This is a genomic window from Vibrio sp. 16, from assembly GCF_963681195.1.
Taxonomy (GTDB): domain Bacteria; phylum Pseudomonadota; class Gammaproteobacteria; order Enterobacterales; family Vibrionaceae; genus Vibrio; species Vibrio sinaloensis_D.
On sequence record NZ_OY808997.1, the window covers coordinates 2,437,882 to 2,460,094 of the forward strand.

23 protein-coding genes are annotated in these 22,213 nt (G+C 46.7%); 6 read left to right on the forward strand and 17 right to left on the reverse strand.

The features are described 5' to 3' along the window. Positions 1–58: 58 nt before the first annotated feature. A complete protein-coding gene (hemB, locus tag U9J37_RS11120; protein ID WP_005474478.1) occupies positions 59–1,108 on the reverse strand; it encodes a porphobilinogen synthase in 1,050 nt (349 codons plus the stop codon). A gap of 147 nt (positions 1,109–1,255) precedes the next feature. Here hemB and U9J37_RS11125 point away from each other — a divergent pair, with 147 nt between their 5' ends. After that, positions 1,256–2,017, forward strand: coding sequence for a TatD family hydrolase (locus U9J37_RS11125; RefSeq protein ID WP_005474416.1), 762 nt, complete (start codon positions 1,256–1,258; stop codon positions 2,015–2,017). Between the two features lie 331 nt (positions 2,018–2,348). Here the strand turns inward: U9J37_RS11125 and tatC are convergent, their stop codons facing one another. From tatC to rmuC, 7 genes are all read right to left on the reverse strand, one after another. Further along, positions 2,349–3,101, reverse strand: a complete 753-nt coding sequence (gene tatC / locus U9J37_RS11130) for a twin-arginine translocase subunit TatC (RefSeq protein ID WP_005474477.1) — start codon at positions 3,099–3,101, stop codon at positions 2,349–2,351. Between the two features lie 64 nt (positions 3,102–3,165). Next, positions 3,166–3,597 carry a Sec-independent protein translocase protein TatB gene (gene tatB, locus U9J37_RS11135; protein ID WP_005474370.1) on the reverse strand — a complete coding sequence of 144 codons (432 nt, stop codon included), beginning with the start codon at positions 3,595–3,597 and terminating at the stop codon, positions 3,166–3,168. Positions 3,598–3,600: 3 nt separating this feature from the next. Then, positions 3,601–3,855 carry a Sec-independent protein translocase subunit TatA gene (gene tatA, locus U9J37_RS11140; RefSeq protein ID WP_005474461.1) on the reverse strand — a complete coding sequence of 85 codons (255 nt, stop codon included), beginning with the start codon at positions 3,853–3,855 and terminating at the stop codon, positions 3,601–3,603. Positions 3,856–3,903: 48 nt separating this feature from the next. Further along, the gene (gene ubiB / locus U9J37_RS11145) at positions 3,904–5,538 is read right to left on the reverse strand and encodes a ubiquinone biosynthesis regulatory protein kinase UbiB (RefSeq protein ID WP_005474418.1); all 1,635 of its coding nucleotides are present in this window, start codon (positions 5,536–5,538) and stop codon (positions 3,904–3,906) included. Beyond that, positions 5,535–6,140 carry a ubiquinone biosynthesis accessory factor UbiJ gene (locus tag U9J37_RS11150; RefSeq protein ID WP_005474410.1) on the reverse strand — a complete coding sequence of 202 codons (606 nt, stop codon included), beginning with the start codon at positions 6,138–6,140 and terminating at the stop codon, positions 5,535–5,537. Before U9J37_RS11150 ends, ubiB begins: the two co-directional genes overlap by 4 nt. 11 nt (positions 6,141–6,151) lie before the next feature. Continuing rightward, a complete protein-coding gene (gene ubiE / locus U9J37_RS11155) occupies positions 6,152–6,934 on the reverse strand; it encodes a bifunctional demethylmenaquinone methyltransferase/2-methoxy-6-polyprenyl-1,4-benzoquinol methylase UbiE (RefSeq protein ID WP_005474404.1) in 783 nt (260 codons plus the stop codon). 57 nt (positions 6,935–6,991) lie between these two features. Next, the gene (rmuC, locus tag U9J37_RS11160; protein ID WP_005474425.1) at positions 6,992–8,542 is read right to left on the reverse strand and encodes a DNA recombination protein RmuC; all 1,551 of its coding nucleotides are present in this window, start codon (positions 8,540–8,542) and stop codon (positions 6,992–6,994) included. A gap of 166 nt (positions 8,543–8,708) precedes the next feature. Between rmuC and U9J37_RS11165 the strand changes: the two genes are divergently transcribed. Continuing rightward, on the forward strand, positions 8,709–9,632 hold the full coding sequence (locus tag U9J37_RS11165) for a DMT family transporter (RefSeq protein WP_038216060.1): 924 nt from the start codon (positions 8,709–8,711) through the stop codon (positions 9,630–9,632). On the opposite strand, the gene U9J37_RS11170 is transcribed toward U9J37_RS11165, so the two are convergent. The 4 genes from U9J37_RS11170 to ftnA form a co-directional block, all read right to left on the reverse strand. Further along, positions 9,629–10,453 carry an HDOD domain-containing protein gene (locus tag U9J37_RS11170; protein WP_005474459.1) on the reverse strand — a complete coding sequence of 275 codons (825 nt, stop codon included), beginning with the start codon at positions 10,451–10,453 and terminating at the stop codon, positions 9,629–9,631. The two genes, U9J37_RS11165 and U9J37_RS11170, sit on opposite strands and share 4 nt — an antisense overlap. An 85-nt stretch (positions 10,454–10,538) precedes the next feature. Next, positions 10,539–11,732 (reverse strand): BaiN/RdsA family NAD(P)/FAD-dependent oxidoreductase, encoded by a 1,194-nt coding sequence (locus U9J37_RS11175; protein ID WP_043887205.1) that lies wholly within the window; start codon positions 11,730–11,732, stop codon positions 10,539–10,541. Between the two features lie 111 nt (positions 11,733–11,843). Further along, positions 11,844–12,167, reverse strand: coding sequence for a universal stress protein UspB (uspB, locus tag U9J37_RS11180; protein ID WP_005474468.1), 324 nt, complete (start codon positions 12,165–12,167; stop codon positions 11,844–11,846). A gap of 71 nt (positions 12,168–12,238) precedes the next feature. Then, complete coding sequence (ftnA, locus tag U9J37_RS11185) at positions 12,239–12,766, reverse strand: non-heme ferritin (protein WP_005474447.1); 528 nt, start codon at positions 12,764–12,766, stop codon at positions 12,239–12,241. Positions 12,767–12,920: 154 nt separating this feature from the next. Between ftnA and uspA the strand changes: the two genes are divergently transcribed. Together uspA and U9J37_RS11195 are read left to right on the forward strand one after the other, a co-directional pair. Next, complete coding sequence (gene uspA / locus U9J37_RS11190) at positions 12,921–13,346, forward strand: universal stress protein UspA (protein ID WP_005474439.1); 426 nt, start codon at positions 12,921–12,923, stop codon at positions 13,344–13,346. Between the two features lie 56 nt (positions 13,347–13,402). Next, positions 13,403–14,281, forward strand: coding sequence for a carboxylate/amino acid/amine transporter (locus U9J37_RS11195; protein WP_005474381.1), 879 nt, complete (start codon positions 13,403–13,405; stop codon positions 14,279–14,281). A 37-nt stretch (positions 14,282–14,318) separates the two neighbouring features. On the opposite strand, the gene U9J37_RS11200 is transcribed toward U9J37_RS11195, so the two are convergent. From U9J37_RS11200 to U9J37_RS11210, 3 genes are all read right to left on the reverse strand, one after another. Then, positions 14,319–14,873, reverse strand: coding sequence for a hypothetical protein (locus U9J37_RS11200; protein WP_005474387.1), 555 nt, complete (start codon positions 14,871–14,873; stop codon positions 14,319–14,321). A gap of 100 nt (positions 14,874–14,973) precedes the next feature. Then, positions 14,974–15,753, reverse strand: a complete 780-nt coding sequence (locus U9J37_RS11205; RefSeq protein ID WP_005474457.1) for a class I SAM-dependent methyltransferase — start codon at positions 15,751–15,753, stop codon at positions 14,974–14,976. Between the two features lie 50 nt (positions 15,754–15,803). Beyond that, positions 15,804–18,947 carry an EAL domain-containing protein gene (locus tag U9J37_RS11210; protein WP_005474407.1) on the reverse strand — a complete coding sequence of 1,048 codons (3,144 nt, stop codon included), beginning with the start codon at positions 18,945–18,947 and terminating at the stop codon, positions 15,804–15,806. A 149-nt stretch (positions 18,948–19,096) separates the two neighbouring features. On the opposite strand from U9J37_RS11210, the gene asnC reads away from it, so the two are divergent. Continuing rightward, positions 19,097–19,504 (forward strand): transcriptional regulator AsnC, encoded by a 408-nt coding sequence (gene asnC, locus U9J37_RS11215; RefSeq protein ID WP_005474435.1) that lies wholly within the window; start codon positions 19,097–19,099, stop codon positions 19,502–19,504. A gap of 31 nt (positions 19,505–19,535) precedes the next feature. Here asnC and U9J37_RS11220 read toward each other — a convergent pair whose 3' ends face one another. Both U9J37_RS11220 and U9J37_RS11225 read right to left on the reverse strand, forming a co-directional pair. Further along, entirely contained in the window at positions 19,536–19,820 is a 285-nt protein-coding gene (locus U9J37_RS11220) for an H-NS-like global regulator TsrA (protein ID WP_005474424.1), read from the reverse strand. An 82-nt stretch (positions 19,821–19,902) separates the two neighbouring features. Beyond that, the gene (locus tag U9J37_RS11225) at positions 19,903–21,099 is read right to left on the reverse strand and encodes a multidrug effflux MFS transporter (protein WP_043887206.1); all 1,197 of its coding nucleotides are present in this window, start codon (positions 21,097–21,099) and stop codon (positions 19,903–19,905) included. Between the two features lie 106 nt (positions 21,100–21,205). Between U9J37_RS11225 and U9J37_RS11230 the strand changes: the two genes are divergently transcribed. Then, positions 21,206–22,147, forward strand: a complete 942-nt coding sequence (locus tag U9J37_RS11230; RefSeq protein WP_039479028.1) for a LysR family transcriptional regulator — start codon at positions 21,206–21,208, stop codon at positions 22,145–22,147. The last annotated feature ends 66 nt before the right edge of the window (positions 22,148–22,213 follow it).

Genomic DNA, 22,213 nt, shown 5'->3' on the forward strand with positions numbered 1-22,213 from the left:
CCCCTCCAAAACTAAAAAAGGCTGACAATTGCCAGCCTTTGAAATCAATGATCGGTGTTTATTCTTGCTCGTTTTTCAAAAACGTTGCAGCTTGTGCATTTTCTTCAGCTAGCCACTCTGCAACGTCTTTGGCAAAGTAGGTTAAGATCCCGTCTGCACCCGCTCGCTTAAAGCAAAGCAGAGATTCCATCACGGTATCGCGCTCTTTTAACCAGCCATTAGCAAACGCGGCTTTATGCATCGCGTACTCACCGGATACTTGATAAGCAAACGTCGGCACTTGCAACTCTGATTTGACGCGGCGAACCACATCTAGGTATGGCATGCCCGGTTTGACCATGACCATATCCGCGCCTTCATTGATATCCATCGCCACTTCGTGGATCGCTTCGTCGCTGTTCGCAGGATCCATTTGATAGTTCTTCTTGTTACCACCTTTTAGGTTACTAGCACTGCCGACCGCATCACGGAACGGACCGTAGTAACAAGAGGCATACTTCGCAGAGTAAGCCATGATTTGGGTATTGATATGGCCTGCGTTCTCGAGTGCTTCACGGATTGCACCAATACGACCGTCCATCATATCTGAAGGCGCTACCACATCGGCCCCAGCTTCAGCGTGAGACAGCGCTTGTTTAACCAGAACCTTAGTCGTTTCATCATTTAGAACGTAGCCATCTTCATCAATGATGCCGTCTTGGCCGTGTGTGGTAAATGGATCCAGCGCGATATCTGTAATCACTCCAATTTCAGGCACATGCTCTTTCAGCGAACGAACTGCACGTTGAACCAAGCCCTCAGGGTTGTATGCTTCCGCCGCACAAAGGCTCTTCGCATCTTGGTTTACCACAGGAAACAGAGCAATTGCAGGCACACCCAGCTGCGCAAGGTATTGTGCTTCTTCCAACATTAGGTCGATAGACAAACGCTCGACACCCGGCATTGACTCCACAGTTTCACGTCGATCTTTGCCCATCAAAATAAACATAGGGTAAATCAGATCACTCACCGATAATTGGTTTTCCGCCATAAGGCGACGGCTAAAGTCATGCTTACGCATACGGCGCATACGACGGCCAGGGAACTGACCTTGAATAGAAACTGACACTCTGTTCTCCTTGTATGGTGAAAGTGCTTGATTCGCATCATATCACTCCAAACTTGAGACGCCAGAGCGAGTCGAGAAAAATGCAGAAAATGACCAAAAGCTCACACTGCCGTATACTGACCTCTCGAAATAGCAAAGAGAATCACCATGATCGATACCCATGCCCATATCTACGCCAGTGAATTTGACCACGATCGCGATGACGTTGTACGCCGCGCACTTGAGCAAGGGGTTGAGAAAATTCTACTGCCCAACATCGACTTAGAGTCCATCGAACCGATGCTGAAAACCGAAGCCGCTTACCCAAAGGTGTGTCGCTCAATGATGGGGCTTCACCCTTGCTATGTTGATGGCAACGTTAAGCAAACCTTGGACGTCATTCACTCGTGGTTTGATAAACACAATTTTATTGCTGTGGGTGAGATCGGTATCGATTTGTATTGGGACAAAACCTATAAAGCTGAGCAAGAGATGGCATTTATTACTCAGCTAAACTGGGCAAAAGAGAAGAAGCTCCCAGTCGTCATCCACACTCGCGATTCGATTGAGGAAACACTTACCTTGCTGCGTAAAGAGCAAGACGGCTCACTTTCCGGCGTCTTTCACTGCTTTGGTGGGAGCGTTGAGGAGGCGAAAGCGATCAATGATCTCGGGTTTCACTTAGGGCTTGGTGGCGTATCCACATTTAAAAATGGTGGAATGGACAAGGTAATTCCACATCTAGACATGAACTACGTGATTTTAGAAACAGATTGTCCTTACTTGGCCCCAGTTCCACATCGTGGCAAACGAAATGAGCCCGCTTATGTTTCATTGGTTGCACAAAGAATCGCCGATCTACGTAGTTGCTCTATCAATGAAGTTACAACAGTTACCAGCAAAAATGTTAAGAAACTGTTTTTATTGTGAAAATCAACAATTAGAATCCGTTAAATTTCTCATAATAGTGAGATGTAAGTCACACTTTAACCTTTAAAAGTAAATGCGACTGGTTTAGTATTGCGTCTCAAATATTAGAAGGCGTCTTGTATGTGCAACCACAGTAGTTACTTACAAAGACAGCACCGTACATTTTGGCAAAAGTTGCTAGGCATTAAAGAAATCTACCTATGCTCCCAATGTGGGCATATCATCAAGGTTAAGTAGTTCCTTGCGATAGTATGAGATGTATCGTTACTGTCAGAAAACAAAAAAAGCTTGCCACTCGGCAAGCTTTTTTTGTTTCAGATGACAGCTAGTTTTATACGTCCTGCTGCTCTTCTTCCGTTTCATCTTTACGTACATAAAAACGGGCGAAAAACAGTCCGACCTCAAACAACAAGCACATAGGTATTGCTAGCAGTGTCTGGGAGATCATATCCGGTGGTGTCAGCATCATACCGACAATAAACGCCCCGACGATTATGTACGGACGTTTCTCACTCAAACTTTTCGGGTTTGTCGCCCCTGTCCAACAAAGCAGGATAATAGCAACCGGCACTTCAAAAGCGATACCAAAAGCCAAAAACAGCGCCAATACAAAGTCGAGATAACTCGAAATATCAGTCGCAAATTCCACGCCACCGAGAGAAATCGCAGTAAAGAAGCCAAATACCAGCGGGAATACCACAAAGTAGGCAAAGGCAACCCCACAATAAAACAGCAACGAGCTTGAGAACATCAATGGCATGATCAATCGGCGCTCATGCTTATATAAACCTGGAGCGACAAACGCCCAGACTTGATACAAGATAAAAGGCACAGCGACAAAAATTGACGCGATTAAGGTCAGCTTTAGGGGTGTAAAGAAGGGAGATGCGACATCCGTGGCAATCATCGTTGCCCCTTCAGGTAGACGCTCTACCAAAGGTGCGGAGATAAATTCATAGATATCATTTGCGAAATAAACCAGTCCAATGAACACCACCAGCACCGCTAATATCGCACGGAGCAGACGATTACGGAGTTCCAACAAATGGCTGATCAAAGGCTGTGTCTGCTCTACAGAAGACATGGAGACCTCATACTATAAACGATCGAAAAGGAGCTACTGGTTAGTAGCTCCTCCTAATGCGAGACTATTCGGCTTTCTTATCTGCCTGTGGTGAGTCTGGAGTGGTTAAGCTCTCGACTGCACCTGCTGAGTCATTGGCACTTTGAACAGAGTCTTGTTTCTCGTTCAAAGTCTCAGCAGCTTGCTCTGCTGAGTCGCTTTTGCTCGCATATGGGCGTTGCACATCTTGAGCAGCTTGCTTCAACTCTTCAACTGAAGATTTGAGCTCTGGAGAGAGATCTTCCATCCCCATTTGCTCAGCTTTGCGCAGATTTTCTTGCAGCTCTTGAACTTTCAATTCATGAGAAAGTTCATCCTTCACGCTGTTTGCCATGTTTTTCGCTGCGCCAATAAATTTGGACACGCTGCGGATCGCATGAGGCAAACGCTCAGGCCCTAGAACCACAAGCCCGACGACAGATATTAATACCAGTTCCCAAAAACCGATATCAAACACGTGCTACGCCTGCTCTTTGTCTTTCTTAGTTTCAGCAGTCGCTTCTGTTTTCTGCTGTTCTACGCTCTTTTGCTGATCGACAGCTTTTGGCTCAAAGTCAGCGTCTTTCTTTGCTGTCTCATCTTCGCTCATTGCTTTCTTGAAGCCTTTCACTGCACTACCTAGATCGCCACCAATACCACGTAGCTTCTTAGTACCGAATAGTAGAACGACGATGACAGCAATAATCAGAAGTTGCCAAATACTAATACCACCCATTCTTTTTACCTCGGGTCTATAAACAAATTTATTTCAAGAGTTTAACGTCTATTGACGGTAAGCTCGCCAACTAAGCAACCAAAATGTGACACCACCTAGGGCGCTGAACATAGAAAGTTGCTCATAGGTGCTGTTGACCAATATTGCCGAGCATACGACTAATGTGGCACCAACACCAAATAAAAATTTACCTGTTGCCTGCTGACGTTTGCTTGAACGGTAGCCTTGATAAAGCTGATCCATTCGCTGGTTCATCATTTTACCTTGGCGCAAACTGTCGTACAGCAACTCAGGTAGCTCCGGAAGTTTTTCCGCCCAGAACGGAGCGCGATCTTTCACCGCGTTGATCACCGCTTGCGGGCCGACTTGATTCATCATCCACTCTTCAAGAAATGGCTTAGCGGTTTCCCATAAATCAAGCTGTGGGTATAGCTGACGCCCTAACCCTTCAACATAGAGTAAGGTTTTTTGCAGCAGAACCAACTGCGGCTGAACTTCCATATTGAAGCGACGCGCCGTATTAAATAGGTTCAACAGCACGTGACCAAACGAAATTTCACAGAGCGGCTTGGCAAAGATCGGTTCACAAACGATTCGAATCGCGAACTCAAACTCATCGACATTGGTTTCACGTGGAACCCATCCGGACTCAACGTGCAACTCGGCCACACGGCGGTAATCACGGTTAAAGAACGCCAAGAAGTTTTCTGCTAGGTAGCGCTTATCTTCACTGTTCAATGTCCCAACGATGCCGCAATCTAAGCCAATCCAACGCGGGTTTTCAGGATGCTGCGGTTCAACAAAGACATTACCTGGGTGCATGTCAGCGTGAAAGAAGCTATCGCGAAAGACTTGAGTAAAGAAAACACTCACGCCACGCTCAGCCAACAATTTCATATTGGTGCCGTTTGCGTGTAAACCTTCTATGTCCGAAACCTGAATGCCGTATATTCGCTCAGAAACCATGACAGTTTTATTACTGAAGTCGGTAAAAACTTCTGGAACATACAGTTCTTCACTGCCAGCAAAATTTCGGCGCAGCTGAATCGCATTAGCCGCCTCACGACGTAAATCCAATTCATCAAGCAGAGTCTTTTCGTACTCGCGCACCACTTCGACAGGTTTTAAACGACGTGCTTCAGGAAGCGCCTTGGCGACTATACGCGCCATGCGGTACATCAGTTTTAGATCTGCATCAATGACTGGGCGAATATCGGGCCGGATGACTTTTAATACCACTTCTTGGTTAGTCGATTTGAGCTTCGCAGTGTGCACTTGAGCGATCGACGCTGAGGCAAGCGGCTCGATATCAAAATCATCAAACCAAGTCTCAAGTGGACCACCGAGTGCGAGCTCAATCTGCTCTTTCGCCAATTGGCCATCAAACGGAGACACCTGGTCTTGGAGCAACGCGAGCGGGTCGGCAATATGAGGAGGAAAGAGATCGCGACGCGTCGACATCATCTGGCCAAACTTGATCCATACCGGACCAAGCTCTTGCAAAGCTAAACGCAGGCGCTCGCCAAGGTCTTTTTCTGGATGCTGATTCTTAATCCAGAACAGACTTTTACGTGCCAGCAGTGGAGCCTTCATTAATTGATGGTCTGGCAAGAGTTCGTCCAAACCATACTCTAGTTGAACCTTGATAATTCGGTATAAGCGCTTTAACTCTGCTGGGGTCATGCGCGCTCCAACAGCTGATTCAAACGAGCTTCAACTTTTGCCGCTTGGCTTTTCACGTCATCCACTTGATCGCAAAAGTGGGCAACTTCCAAAGGCGCGGGCGCGATACGCCACTCTTCGGTAAGAACCTGCCCCAAATGACGCTGATGTTTAGCGGCTTGGCTCGTCACGATCTGACCAAAACCACTGACACCTTTTACCAAGGTATGTGCTACGACATCGCCCGTTACTCGTGACAGCCACTCTTCGATGTCTGGCTTGCAATCTGTCATCAATTGAGCAAATTTTTGCGCCAGTTGGATGTCACCTTCCAGTACTAACTTGTCTTGCTTGATGAGCTTGGTGATGTTGGATTGATCACGCAGTTCAGGAAGCACCGCTAGGTTTAAGGAAAGGTAGCAGTCAGGCCCACCTTCATAGTTGGCCAAGACATCGATTTGCTGACTAAAAACAAAGGTCAATGTCTTGTTGATTTCTTTGAGATGAACTTGAATCACTTGACCTTTAAGGCGGCCAAGACGACGACCCAGCTCTGGGTCATCGTTAATGAGAGTATTCAGTGAAGTTTCTATCACTGCCGTAATGAGAGGTTCAAATGGCATAGTGCGTGACCTTAGAACTTGTAGCCGCGATGAAGCGCAACGATACCACCCGTCAAGTTGTAGTAGCTGGTGTTATCGAAACCAGCGTCATTCATCATGCCTTTAAGCGTTTCTTGATCTGGGTGCATACGGATCGACTCAGCAAGGTAACGGTAACTTTCTGAATCATTGGCCACCAACTCACCCATTTTAGGTAGCAAGTGGAATGAGTACGCATCGTAGACTTTTGATAGCGGCTCTAAGACGGGTTTAGAAAACTCAAGCACTAATAGACGACCACCAGGCTTAAGAACGCGATACATCGAACGAAGCGCTTTGTCTTTGTCGGTTACGTTACGTAAACAAAAGCTAATAGTGATCGCATCAAAATAGTCATCTGGGAACGGCAGCTCTTCCGCATTCGCTTGTACGTAGTGCACGTTACCAACAACACCAATGTCGCGCAGTTTATCGCGGCCAACATTGAGCATAGAGTTGTTGATATCCGCCAAAATAACATGGCCTTTTTCACCGACAATACGTGAAAACTTAGCCGTCAAATCACCGGTACCGCCACCAAGGTCAAGGACGCGGTGGCCTGGTCGCACACCACTACAATCGATGGTAAAGCGCTTCCAAAGACGATGAATACCACCCGACATCAAATCATTCATGATGTCGTATTTAGCTGCAACAGAGTGAAAAACTTCTGCTACTTTTTCAACTTTTTGTTCTTTTGCCACGGTGGTGAAACCAAAGTGGGTAGTTTCACTCGATTCTAACGCTGGGTTTGATTGCACGCTTGTATCCGTCATGATGATTCCTCTTCGAGCAATGCTGATTATTAATTACGACCTGAGCACTGCGGGCGATTAGTTTACTTTATCCTCATCCGGATGTCTTTGTACGATAGAATCATTTTCATTCAATGCACGATTTTCTGTGAGCCCTTCATATTGAGCCATTTGAGTGAGCGCGCTAGAGATCGGTTTTTTGACCTCCACCCCTAACTGTTTGAAGCTCTCCGCTTGGCGAATGACGTTTCCGCGCCCGGTAGCCAATTTGTTCATCGCACCTTGGTAGTTCTGGTTGGCTCGATCAAGCGCGCCGCCCAAGCTCTCCATATCGTCAACAAACAATCGCAGTTTGTCGTACAGCTTGCTGGCACGCTCAGCAATCACTTGCGCGTTTTGATTTTGTCGCTCATTGCGCCACAAGTTATCAATGGTTCGAAGCGCCACCAGCAAAGTGGTCGGGCTGACCAAAATAATGTTGTGCTCCATTGCCTCTTTAACCAAGCTTGGGTCTGCTTGAATGGCGATCTGAAAAGCGGGCTCGACAGGGATAAACATCAGCACGTAGTCGAGACTCTGAATGCCTTTCAACTGGTGATAATCCTTGTTCGATAACCCCTTGATATGCGCTCTCAATGCAAGTAAGTGGTCACTTAGGGCTTTCTCTCGCTGAGCATCGGTTTCTGCATTAAAGTAACGCTCGTAAGCCACGAGCGCCATTTTTGAGTCAACAACCACCTGCTTATCTTGTGGTAAGTGAACAATCACATCCGGCTGATAACGTTTACCCGCTTCATTTTGCAAGCTAACCTGAGTTTGATATTCATGCCCTTCTCGCAAGCCTGATTCGGCAAGCACCCGCGCCAACACGACCTCTCCCCAGTTGCCTTGCTGTTTGTTGTCCCCTTTCAGAGCCTGAGTGAGATTCACAGCCTCTCGGGTCATTTGTTCGTTCAAACGTTGCAGGTTTTTCAGCTCATGAACCAGGGTATGACGCTCTTTGGCTTCGACCGTAAAGCTGTCGTTGACTTGGCGTTTAAAGCCTTCCAACTGCTCTTTCAATGGTGAGAGCAAGCCTTCTAAACTTTGGCGGTTTTGTTGGTCGACTTTGGCGGTTTTTTCTTCAAACAGTTGGTTGGCAAGGTGTTCAAACTGTTGCTTCAGGCGTACTTCGGCTTGCTCGAGTAATTGCAGTTTCTCTTGATTGGCTTTGTTTTCTTGTTCATGGCGGGCTTGTTGTTCGCGAAGCTGAGCATCAAGTTGTGACTTCTGCTCTCTTGCGATGTTAAGGTCGTCAGCGTATTGCTGACGTTCTTGTTTCACAGCATCAAAGTAACGCAACTTTTCCATCACCGCCATCAACTTACCGTGTGCTTGTTTCAGCTCATAAGCGGCTTTGTCTCTTTCGCTGTCTAATTCGTCCAATTCTTGCTGGCATTGTTCGAGCTCTCGCTGCAACTGTTGGATCTGGCTGTTGGCAAGTTGTTGATTGGATTCTAGTTGCTGCTCAGTGAGTTGTTGCTGAAACTGCATTTTTTGTTTTACCCACCAACCGACAACAAAACCACCGACAACGGCACTGGTGATGGATGACATCAATAAAGTTTGATTCTCTAGAATCCATTGCATAGTAAAGGCTTAACTCGTGTTTATCGTCTTCACTCAATGGTATTTTAGCACTGGATAAATGTCCAGTTTGTCGGCCAGTTATCGAACAGCTAGACTAGGCGCTTCATACCCTCAGCCATACCAACAACCAGCGCAATATCACTGCTGGTTTGATGAAAGGAACATCATGAACGAGCGCCGCGCTTTAGGATTAGGTTTATCTGCTGTACTACTCTGGTCAACAGTAGCGACTGCTTTTAAGCTCACGTTAGCCGAATTCACCCCGATTCAGATGTTAACCGTGGCGAGTATTGTCTCGGCACTGGCGCTGATGATTATCTGCGCGGCCACCGGTAAGCTGAAGCAATTACCCCGCACGTTTCTATCTAATCCTTGGTACTACCTGCTACTTGGTGTCATCAATCCGCTGGCTTACTACATCATATTGTTCAAAGCCTACGACCTTTTGCCTGCCTCACAAGCGCAAGCCATCAACTACAGCTGGGCGATCACCTTAACCTTAATGGCAGCGGTTTTCTTAGGGCAAAAGATTCGCAAACAGGATTGGGTCGCTTGTACGTTCAGCTATCTGGGCGTGATCGTTATCGCGACCAAAGGGGATGTGCTAGGTCTTAATTTTGACAGCCCATTAGGTGTTGGACTCGCGTTGCTATCTACGCTGCTTTGGGCTGGTTATTGGATCTTAAACGCGAAGAATAAAGCCGATCCGGTTGTTGGTGTGTTACTTGGCTTTTTGGTCGCCATTCCTTTTGCTATTGGCTTAACACTCTACGAAGGCGCAAGTTTTAGTCACATCACCAACAAAGGTTGGCTTGCGGTTACGTACGTCGGCTTGTTTGAAATGGGGGTGACGTTCGTCCTTTGGCTAAGTGCTCTAAAGGCCACGCAAAATACGGCGCGTATCAGTAACCTCATTTTCGCATCGCCCTTCATTTCGTTAATGCTGTTGGCTTCGATTATTGGTGAGGAAATCCACCCAGCAACGCTATTTGGACTGGTGCTGATTATCACAGGCTTGGTGATCCAGCAGATCAAAATCGGCAAAAAAGATCGCGTTCAAAACGACCACTCTAACGCACACAATAGCTAGAAAAGTTGATACGCCAGTTCACTGCCCTGACCGCGAACGGCATCAATACTCGACGCAAGTGTTGGAGAAACATGCAGTGCTATCGCGGCTTTGCTCGTTGTCAGGTAGTGCTGCTTCTCTTGCTCATCAAGCATGTTGTCCCAACGTTGGTGAATGTCTCGCGCTAAGTAGAGTAAACATGCCAAACGTTTCGACTCTACCGCCTTCGCAGGGTGGTTAACATTGGCGATGGCATCCACCAGCTCATTGGGGAATTGCCAGCTCTCTGCAAGCACGGCACCCAGTTGCTGCGCGTCAGTACCTAATACTTCACGTTGAACCTGCGCGGCATTTTCCCCATTCCACACTCTTTGCTGAATATCGACGGCTTTTTCTGGCTCCAAGGCATGTATCATCAGCTCGCCAATGTTGTGTAATATCCCTGTGGTAAACGCTTCATTCGGGTCCAGCTTGATGTCTTTAGCAATGGTGCTGGCAATTGTCGCCACTTCAAAGGTACCAGCCCAATAATCTTTGATATTGAGGGTTTCGAGCTTAGGGAAGGTTGTCGCGAGAATCGAGGAAGAGATGAGGTTACGAATGGCGCCAATCCCAATTCGAACAATGGCGTCATTGATGTTGGCGATGCCTTTCACGCCGCCAAACTGTGCGGAGTTCGCCATCCTCAACACACGAGCCAACAACACCTGATCCATCGACATTTTGCGCGCTAACTCGCCAAAGTCGATCGTCTCTCGATTGACCATTTCGAGTAACTCTTGCAGGACGCTTTCAATTCTGGGTAGTTCGTTAATACGGGAAATTAACGCTTCTTGACTCATAGGATTCACTCCTTTGACCACACTGCTATCTCACTAACTAAGTGTAGTACTAAAGAGTGAATTCTCAGTAATTATTCGTGTGACTTTACACCCACTGGCCAGCTACGAAACCTGAACTCCAACACCACTGGAAGTTATAGCCTCCCAACCAACCAGTTACGTCCACCACCTCACCGATAAAGTACAGCCCTTTAACTTGCTTACACTCCATGGTCTTTGAAGAGATATGATCGGTATTCACACCACCTAACGTCACCTCGGCGGTGCGGTAACCTTCGGTACCATTCGGTACAATCTGCCAATGCTGTAAGGTTTGGCTGATCGCTTTAAGTTGATTCACACCAAACTGCTTGAGTGGCTTATCTTCTAGTACTTTACGTTCTATCAGTACCTCAACCAGTCGCTTCGGCAGGACTTTAGCCAACGTATTCTTCAAACTTTGATTCGGATGTTTTTCCAAGTTTTGACTGAGTAACTCATCCATATCAACGTCAGGCACCAGGTTGATGGTCACCGTCTCACCCGGCTTCCAGTACGAAGATATCTGCAAAACAGAAGGACCTGATAAACCACGGTGAGTAAACAACAGAGCCTCTTTAAAGACGGTGTTGTTTTCTGCTGTCAATTCGACCGGAATCGCGATGCCGGACAATTCAGCAAAATCTTCTTTGTCTTCTTTGTGCAAGGTAAACGGCACCAAGCCGGCCGTTGTTGGGACGATAGACAACCCAAACTGCTCGGCAATCTTATAGCCAAATGGTGTCGCACCTAGCTTGGGCATGGATAAGCCACCCGTAGCGACAACCAATGACTGGCACTCTATCACGCTGGTGTTGGCGTGCAGCTCAAAGCCTGACTCTGTCTGTTCGATATGGTGAATATCTTGCTGGTAGCGCTGCTCTACCGATGGTAACTGACACTCCGCAAGCAGCATCTTCACGATGTCTTTTGAGTTGTAATCGCCCACGCAAAATAGCTGGCCATGATCGCGCTCTTCAAACTCGATGCCATGTTTGTAGATCATCGAGATAAAGTCCCAGTTGGTGTATTGAGCCAACGCGGATTTTACGAAGTGTGGGTTTTGACAAAGGTAGTGTTTAGCCGTGACATCGTAGTTGGTGAAATTACAACGACCGCCACCCGCAATTAGGATTTTGCGACCAGGCTTTTTGGCGTGGTCGAGCAGCAGCACACTGCGCCCTCGTTTACCTGCTTCTGCAGCGCACATTAAACCGGCCGCACCCGCACCAATAATGACCACATCAAACTTTTCCGCCATGATACCCACTCAATCAAAGACCAATAAAAAAGGATGTGCACAATGCACATCCTTAGCAATTTAGGTCCGCTATTCTAGCGGTATTCGTGTTGCTTGCCAAATCATCAACGCTTAGAGAATGAACGCCGCAAGTAACGTAACACCTAGCAGGGAAGTCGACAAAATAAACAACTCTCTGACTCGCTCACATTTACCCGTAAATACCTCATCATGATGATGGTGATACTCTTTGCTTTTTAGGTAGTGATAGAGGCGCACTTGCTTGGTGACATTACCGTGCGTGGTGAAGAAACCGTTGCCATCAACTTGCTGGTATAACAGCGGATGGGCTTCACGCATGATGTAAATAAGAGAACGGAGCGCAGTGAGGTATCTGGCTAAATTGACGAGAGTCACCAACATTAGCGTGAATAGAATTGTGTCTGCATTGATCATCTTTTCCTCCCTACATCTTCTCAGAATGCCCAGAAGAAAAAGACGACCTTTACAACGTCTTTCGCTGAAAGTTATTCAGCAGAGGCATCCATGATAGAAGATGAGCCTTCTTTAGCTAGAGCGGCTAGATCTTTGTCGATAAAGAATAGCGCTTTACCATCTTCACCAACGAGTTCTAGCTTATCTAAAATCCCTTTAAATAACTTCTCTTCCTCGTGCTGCTCAGCAACGTACCACTGTAAGAAGTTGAAAGTTGAGTAGTCTTGAGACGTAAATGCCACGTGAGCGAGCTTGTTAATCTTCTGAGTGATCATTTGCTCATGCTCGAACGTTTCACGAAATACTTCGCCAAGGCTTGAGAACTCATGCTTAGGCGCATCAATCGCACCTAAGATTGGCATCGCGCCTGTCTCACTTACATACGTAAATAGACGTTGCATGTGCTCCATCTCTTCTACGGCATGTGCGCGTAAAAATTCAGCCGCGCCTTCAAAACCTTTGTCTTCGCACCAAGCACTCATTTGTAAGTATAGATTGGATGAGAAAAATTCGAGATTAATTTGCTCATTCAATTGTTCAACCATTGCTTGTGAAAGCATCTGCTTCTCCTACTAAGTCTATGAACTGTAAATGACTATAACATGTTTGTTACTTTAACACTTTGACGTATGAATGTGGATCTGAGATCACTACAACAAAATTTATTGGTTGGGGGTGCTAATCTTTAAACAGACACCTAAAGGAGATAGCACTATGAGTTATCAACATATTTTGGTTGCCGTCGACCTCTCTGAAGACAGCAAACTTTTGATTGAAAAAGCCGTTTCTCTTGCCAAACCACTTGAAGCTGCCGTGTCGTTTGTGCATATCGATGTCAACTATGCTGAGCTCTACACTGGGCTGATTGATATCAACCTAGCCGAAACCCAGCATCAAGCAGTGCAAGCGTCTCAAGCGCAACTTCAAGAGTTTGCCGATCACGCCAATTACCCTATCAAACATACGCTAGTGGGCAGTGGTGATTTGGGTAATGAACTGTGTGAAACCATTCAAGAGTTCAACATTGATCTGGTGGTATGTGGTCATCACCAAGATTTTTGGAGTAAGTTGCTTTCCTCTACCCGACAATTAATCAATTGCTCTCCTGTCGATATGTTGGTCGTGCCACTTAAAGACTGATCGAGAGGAAAATTTCCGCTAGACTGCAGAGCATTTATTGATAATGAGTATTAGTTATGGGTTATCTCTCTGCCGTCACCCTTTTATGGGCATTCTCGTTTAGCTTGATCGGCGTTTACCTCGCCGGTCAGGTTGACTCTTGGTTCTCGGTCTTTATCCGTGTCGCACTCGCCAGCCTAGTGTTCTTACCTTTCCTACGTTTTAAAGGTATCGACCGTGGGCTCATTGCAAAACTGATGACCGTTGGTGGTTTTCAGCTTGGCTTGATGTACTGCTTCTACTACCAATCTTTCTTACTGCTTTCCGTTCCAGAAGTCCTTTTGTTTACCGTCTTCACGCCAATCTATGTCACCTTGATTTATGATCTTTTAAAAGGACGATTTTCACCGTGGTACTTAGTGACTGCGATAATTGCCGTGGCGGGCGCAGCTTTCATTAAGTTTGCTGGAATCAATGAAAACTTCGTGCTGGGCTTCTTAGTGGTTCAAGGGGCGAACCTGTGCTTCGCCATTGGCCAAGTGGGCTACAAATACATCATGGAGAAAAGCCCAGTTGACCTGCCACAACATACGGTGTTTGGCTATTTCTACTTGGGTGCGCTCTGCGTAGCAACGATCGCCTTTGCCTTGATGGGCAACCTAGATAAGCTTCCGACCACTCAAACACAATGGGGAATCTTGATCTACTTGGGCTTGATCGCGTCAGGCTTGGGCTACTTTGCGTGGAACAAAGGCGCCACCATGGTTAATGCAGGGGCACTGGCAGTCATGAACAATGCACTGGTTCCTGCAGGCTTAATCGTGAATATTCTGATCTGGAATCGAGATGTCGACCTAGTTCGACTCACCATTGGCGGCGCGATCATCATGTTATCGTTGTGGGTCAACGAAACCTGGGTCAAAAGAAAGGTTGAACAAAGCTATCAATCGGCATAAACAAGAACGCTCTCCTGATCGAGAGCGTTTTTTATTGTTAATGCACCGCAGCGTCGGCCTGTGCTGCAACCAGTTCTGGAATAATCAAAGGTGTTTGGCGCTCGACTTGAGCTTCAAGTTTGTGCTGCTTCTTGAGCAATTTGCGTTGCTTCTTCGCCAATTTGAGGAGCTTCTTCTGCTGCTTATACTGTTTTTTAAGCGCCTTCTTCGCTGCTTTAATTGATGTGTTACTCGAGATATCAACCACCGACTCTGTGGTCAGTGACGGCTTGTGAGTCGCCTTTGTTGCTGCTTTTTGTTTAACTTTGTCAATCACACGTCTAACGGCCTGTGCTTTCTTGGCATCAACGACATCTGCGCGATCTTTTGTTGGCAACGCTTCTGCAAGTAAGCCGCAAGCTCTTTGTTGCTCTATCGGCTTATCTTGGCACTTTTGAGGAGGAATCGCAGCAGGCTTACACAACGAGCCTTGTGAAGAAGACGAACGCGCGCACGAGCGGCAGACAAACTTAGGTTCAATCACCAAACGATGAATGTCCCCTAGGTTTTCAGCGATCTGCTTGCGATTCATCTTACAAAGACGTTTAGCCATGCTACTACTCCAGCTAAGAATACGAATAATTCTTAGTAAGATATACCTACATGACGGTTAATTAGCAAGCACTAAATGAAGATTTAATCGGCTTTGAGCACTAAGTCATTGATGCTTTGACATAAACATCAAAACGATTTTTTTTCGTTTCAATCGCCATCGCCGGGCGCTGTTCATCAAGCCAGTTTGCGTAGTCAGGACGCTTCACCACCACTCGCTTCGTTGCCAGTTCAAGTGCAGGTGCTAACAGACCATCCGCATCCAAGTCTGCGCCGACTAAAGATTGAAATACTCGCATCTCTTTCTTCACTAACGCACTTTTCTTTTTGTTCTCAGGATGAGGGTACATTGGATCCAAGTAGACGACATCGGGTCTAACAAAGGACTTGTCGTTCACAAGGTCTTGCAACGCAGTATGGCTAGAGGCATGGATCAAAGACATACGCTCACTTACCCAGGTACCGATCTCTGGATCTTGCTGAGCACGAGTCAGCCCATCATCAAGCAAAGCCGCAACCACAGGGTGGCGCTCAACCATTTGTACTTTGCACCCTAGCGAAGCCAATACAAAGGCATCGCGCCCAAGCCCCGCCGTGCCGTCCAATACATGAGGGGTCGCCCCTTTGTTGAGCCCCGCCGCCTTCGCAATAGCTTGCCCCTTGCCGCCACCGAATTTACGTCGATGACCTACCGCACCGCCAATCAAGTCAACGTAAATGGCGCCTAGCTTAGGCTCGTCGACTTTGCGCAGCTCAAGACGCTCTGCGGTAAGCACTAAAGCAAACTGGCTTTGCGGGCTGTGCTCTAATCCCCAACGCTGAGCGATGCGCTCAAGCTGTTCATTCTGGTCTGGAGATTGACAAATAAGTTGTAACTGCACATTAGGCTCCGATTTGAGGGGCAATAAAACTGGCGCAAGTGTAATGGATTTTAAGATTGGGCACTAACCCTATTCTCATCGATCAACTCCTCCACCAGCGTCGGCAGGGGTTTAGGTTTACCGATAATGTAACCTTGCGCGTAATCCACGCCAAGCTCCATCAATTGGTCAATAATGCGCGTGTTCTCGACAAACTCAGCCACGGTTCGCTTACCCATTTGTTTCGCCAAATCATTGATTGAACGCACCATCAAATGGTCCATCTCATTGACATCGATATCGCGAACAAAGATGCCGTCTATTTTCACAATATCGACAGGCAATTTTTTCAGGTAGCCAAACGAAGAGAGTCCTGAGCCAAAGTCATCCAAAGCGATCAAACACCCCAGTGCTTTTAACTGGCTAAAGAATTCGATGGCTTGCTTCATGTTGCTCATGGCCGCGGTTTCGGTAATTTCTAAGCAGACCTTGTTACACGGCACCGCGCTATCTTTTAGCTTGTTGAGCAAAAACTGGATGAACTCTTGATTACCCATTGAATGACCAGACAGGTTGATCGCAACCTGACTGAGATTTTCCAGTGCAGCAGGGTTCGCGCCAAACCAATCCAAGGTTTGGCTTACCACTTCTCGGTCGATCAAATGCGCAATGTTGTAACGCTCAGATGCAGGCATAAAGATACCCGGTGAGATGTAATCTCCATTCACATCACGAATCCTAACCAAGATTTCAAAGTGCATGCCTTTGTCATCGTTGTCTAAGGCAATAATGCGCTGGGCGAACAGCTCAATGCGTTGGTTAGCAAGAGCATCATGTACTAAGTTCACGCTCTCCATTTCTTGCTCACGGCGGCGCAGCTCTTGATCATCAAGGCAGTATAAGCTGTAGCGATTGCGCCCTTCTTCCTTCGCGACATGACACGCGGTATCCGCTTGTGCATGGACCATTTGCGGTGAAGAAGCAGTATGGTCAATCAATCGAATACCAATGGAACAGTTGAGGCTTAATCGGATGTCTTGCCAGACGAAAGGTTGCTCACCCAGATTATCGATGATCATTTTCGCCAGTTTCTTCGCGTCTAACTCAGTACAATCTTTGAGAAGAATGGCGAACTCATCGCCTCCCATCCGAGCTAAGACAGTGTTGTAAGGCAAGACTTCTTCCAGCGTTCGCGCACAGAATTTGATCGCTTCGTCCCCTGCTTCATGACCTGCGGTGTCGTTTAATACCTTAAGCTGGTCAAGATCGAGATACAGCATTGCGTGAGTGCGCGTATAGCTTTCCACTTCCTTAAGTGCTTTGGTGAGCTCTTTTTCGAAAAAGTTGCGACTAAAAGTGCCGGTTAGAAGATCATGTCTGGCTTGATACGCCAATTGATCGGACAGTTTGCGCGTCTCGGTGATGTCCTCTCCGACAATGAGTAAATGCCCCGACTCGACCAAAGGACGGATATTTTCGCGAATCCACAACACTTGTCCGTCTGCGTGGCGATACTCAATCTCACGTCGCCAGACCCCTTTCATCACTTGTTTAGGTTGCAGCAGTACCTGACGCGGAATAAGCGCATCCTCATGCAGATAAAACTCTCTCAAGCGATGACCTAAAATTTGGTCTGGCGTGTAACCAAGCAACTGTTCAGCAAATTGATTCACTTGTTGGATGCGGTTTTGGTCATCGAGCGTCACCATCATCACCGGCTGTTGGTCGTAATAATGACTCAAGTTAGCCTCACGTTGATACAAACGCTCTTCGGTAATTTTCCGAGTAGTAATGTCTTTGGCTTCAAGTAAGTAACGCGCGGACTCTACGCCTGACGGGATCGGTTTGAGAGAGACTTCAAGAACTAACGCGCCCAGCTCTTCATGCCAGATTTCTGCCTCAAATTGGGTTACCGTCTCGGCTTGCTTTTCATCTAAGAAGCGTTTGAACTGAGCAACGGCGTCTTCTTGCCAGTAACGATGTTGCCAAATGGGCAAGTCTTGGCTGAAATCCTGACTGTAAAGCAACTCTTGCAACTTACGGTTGCTTGATGTCACGCCTCCCTTTGAATCGAGCACACCAATAAAGTGGTAGCTTTGGTCAAACACCATTTCAGTCAGCATTTGGCTTTCCGTCGCCAACTGTTCACTGCGCTTTAATCGGCTCAGGTAGTACACCAACACCAAAATGATGATAAGCAACACTGAAACCAGACTGGCTGCTAGATTAAGTTCACTTTGGTAGCGATCGGCAAACGATTGAGGTTTATTAAAAAACATCGACGCCGCCACGTCTTCTGCCCCAAGTCCCCATTTCTTTACAGCAACGTAATCTAACTTGATCTCTGGCGTACCAACTCGAACCTTAGGCAATTCTCCGCGCTCAATAATTTCTCTGAGCATTTCCCCTGTTTGCAACCCATGGACCAAACCACTTTGTATGACACCGCCGACCGCACCATAACCTAGCCCGAGATCATGAACCATATAAACGGGGGCTGCTGAACGTAGATTCAGTTCTTTCCAAAGTTGCTTGTCGGAAATCACGTGGCCATTTTTGTCACGGTAGTAGACCCAAAACAGTGCGGCACTCTTTGCGTTTAGCTCGCTAAGCGTATCAAGTAATTGATCGTAACTTTCTGGGACCAACTGAGTAATTTTGTTGCGGTAATTAGGGTAAGTATCAATGAACTTTCCCACTTGTTGTCTCACCGCCTCGCCTGTTACGGAATGATCGCTAATCACATAAATCGACTCGACATTAGGTTGCAGACGCTCAATAAGCGAAATGTTGCTGTAGAGGTCAATGTCTTCAATCAGCCCCGTTGCGGTTAAATTACTATGCAGACTGGGGTCATAGTTGTTGATTCCGCCAAAGACTACCGGCGTACTACCCAGCTGCTCCCCCAAACGATTCATAAGGTTGAGCGCATTGTTATCGCTTACCACAACCGCTTGAAACTGTTCTTGGCCAAATTTGGTGATATACAGATCAAGCAGCAAGTCGAGGTACTCTTGGCTTTGATTACGTTTGGTATCGAGGTAGACGACTCGGGTGGAAATCCCTGAATCTTTTAGAGCGTTCTCTAGACCTTCTTGAAAACTGTCGGTCCAGAAAAATCCTTGATGGTATGAGTGAACGACCAGTACGTCAGTGTCTTTCGCATAAATCGAAGAAGATAGAAATACCGCTAGAAGAATCAGACTAAAGCGCACTAAAATAGCTCTCAGATGGGAAATAACTCTTTTAATAGTATCACTCTTGTTGATATTTTGAACTAAGAGCCCGACCTTATTGGGAGAGAAATGTGCACGCACACAATGTAAAACTCGACGACCTCGATCGCGCGATTTTAAAGACGCTCATGGAAGACGCACGAACACCTTATGCCGAAATGGCCAAGCAGTTTAATGTTAGCCCCGCCACTGTTCATGTACGAATAGAGAAAATGAAGTCAGCTGACATCATTCAAGGAACAGAAGTCATTGTCGACACCAAAAAGCTTGGCTACGACGTTTGCTGCTTTATCGGCATTAACTTGAATGCCGCGCGAGACTACCACTCGGCACTCGAAAAACTCAATGCATTGGAAGAAGTCGTGGAAGCCTACTACACCACGGGGGCTTACAATATCTTTGTAAAGTTGATGTGTCGTTCTATTGAGGAGCTGCAATACGTGCTCATCGACAAACTCCAAGCCATTGATGAAGTGCAATCGACAGAGACGCTGATTTCACTGCAAAACCCCATCAACCGAAATGTGAATCCATAAAAAATGGCCCCTACGTTTAGGGGCCATTTTTTTAACGGGATTCTAAATACTGCTTAAGCTCTTCCGCTGAAATACCTTGCTCTGCTATCGATTTAGCAAGCAATTCCACTTGCTCATCTTTGCGCGACTCGATTACTTGCTGGAACTGATAAACAATATCACGAAGCATATGCAGCGGAACTTGTTTCGCCGCACTTCGAATGCGCTCTCCACTCTGATTACCTAGCTCGTTGAGTAATTTACCAAACATGATTTTTTCTGGAGAATCTTCTAGTTGCTCCAAAACACGAGCCATTTCGTAGGTTGTCATCGACATCGTCGTTTTAAGTCCACAGTATTAGTTAGCAAAGGAGCTCAAATATACAACGTTTTGGTAACGCATCAAAGCAAATCACAACTTATTGCGCAGCAGCCACGTGCCAGTGTTTGCCACTCTTGCTCATCAAGATGAGTAAGCCCGGCAGCAAGATAAGCATCTGAATGGCTATCATAAGTTGTGGTTCCAAGCCCAACCTTTGAACGCTGCCCACCACCAAACCAGATCCACTCATCTGGAATAAACCAAGCAGTGCGGCAGCCGTGCCCGCTTTATCACCAAATGGTGCAAGCGCTTTGCCAGCCGCTGCGCCAAGAATCCAAGCAAAGCCGATTGAAGACATAAAGATGGGTAACATAAACGCAAACGCGGTTGCTTGCTCAGCTAGAACCAACATAACAATGCCTGCGATGGCAAGGGTCACGATACCGACTACCAACGTTTTATGAGTACCAAACTTCTCCATAAATTTTGGTGCCGTCATACACGCAACAATATTGATAGCCGCATTAATCCCAAACCATAGGGTGAACTCGTTCATGCTCAAACCAAGGTTTTCCATCAGTACCACAGGTGCCGAAGTCACGTACGCCAAAATGACCGCCATAGCACACATGCACAATGAAGCGTGAAAGATAAACGAAGGCGTTTTCAACACCGCCCAGTAGCGACTCGGTTTAAACACAGCTTCTGAGCTTGGTGCTGGGTTGGTCTCTTTGAGCTTAATGATCATGGCAACCAAAGCTATCAAAGCAAAGCCCGCCATAAAGCTAAAGTTTGAGCGCCAGCCAAACTGTTGCGTTAACCAACTGCCCAATATTGGCGCCAGTGCCGGAACAAAACAGATTGCGCCATTGAGATAACTGATCATCTTGCCGCTTTTTTCCGGTCCAAACATATCGCGAACTGTTGCAAAGGCTGCTACCGATGTCGCACACGCACCTAAGCCTTGTAGCAATCGGGCCGTTAGCATCCACTCAATGTTTTGAGCGCTCCACGCCAATAAAGCACTCATTGCGTAAATACTAATGCCTACCAATGCAACAGTTCGACGTCCATATTTGTCCGCGAGTGGTCCAGCAAACAGTTGGCCTACACCCATCGCGAACAAAAACCAAGTGATTGTGTCTTGAGCAAGTGCATGTTCCACGTGAAACGATGACGATATTAGTGGCAAAGCCGGAAGATAAATATCAATCGCCAGTGGGCTAAACAACACCAACAGCGTTAAGAGAGTAAGCTGTATTTTTGAGTGCTGCAGTTGGTTACTTGAATGCACTTTAATCTCCACAAGAACTAATGTAATTGGTGGGATTCTAAGCTACGATAAGATATGAATTCCAATGACAAATAATCATTGGTGATATTCCTAAGGAGAATTTCTTGTGAGTTTAGAGAAACTGGTTCGACTCGACCTTAATCTTCTAATCTGCCTAAAAGTGTTGATTGAGGAGCTCAATGTCACGCGTGCAGCCCATAGGCTGTGCCTCAGCCAATCAGCGGTCAGTAAAAGCCTAGCTAAACTACGAACCCAGTTCGATGATCCCTTGTTTGTGCGCAATGCTCATGGGCTAACACCAACACCAAAAGCACTTTTCTTAAAACCGAAGCTGGAATCACTCATTCACCAACTTGAACAAATCACTCAACCGGAAGAGTTCGCCCCCGAGACTAGTTCTTATCGTTTCCAAATTGCTGCGGTGGAGAGTGTCTACCCATTGATACTTCCTCATTTCTTACCTGCAATTTTTAGCCAAGCACCCGGCGTTACTATCAGCACTCACGCGTGGTCCGATACCACATTCAAAATGCTCCAGCGAGGTGAACTCGATCTTGGCATTACTGGCAAAGACATCGACATCAATGACGCCAAACTGACCATGTACCCACCAAATGATATTTGCGAAGCAGAAATCTATCGTGATAGCCAAATGTGCCTGATGCGCAACGATCACCCAGTCTTGCAGCAACCATGGAATCTGGATAGCTATCTCGCACATCGACATGTCCAAGTGCGATGTGATGGCAATGAGCGTTGGTTACTCGACTATAGGTTGGCAGACATAGGTAAAGAGCGTGATATCGCGATTATGGTGCCTGATTTCAACAGTGCTGCAAGCCTTTGTTCTTACACCGACTTCATATTCACCGCGCCCAGCCATTTCGTTAAACTCGCCTCCGAGCAACTCAACCTAACCGTGCGCCCATTACCCATGGAGTTTCCACCCATGGCCTATACGCTTTTTTGGCACAGAGATAGAGAAAACGACCTTGCATTGACGTGGTTGCGACAGATCATCAAAGAAAAGACCGAATCTCTTAGATAATTTGCAGCCTTTTGGTAAAAGGAGTAGCTTATTGCCATCGTCCCGAGATGTGAAATGGACGCCTAA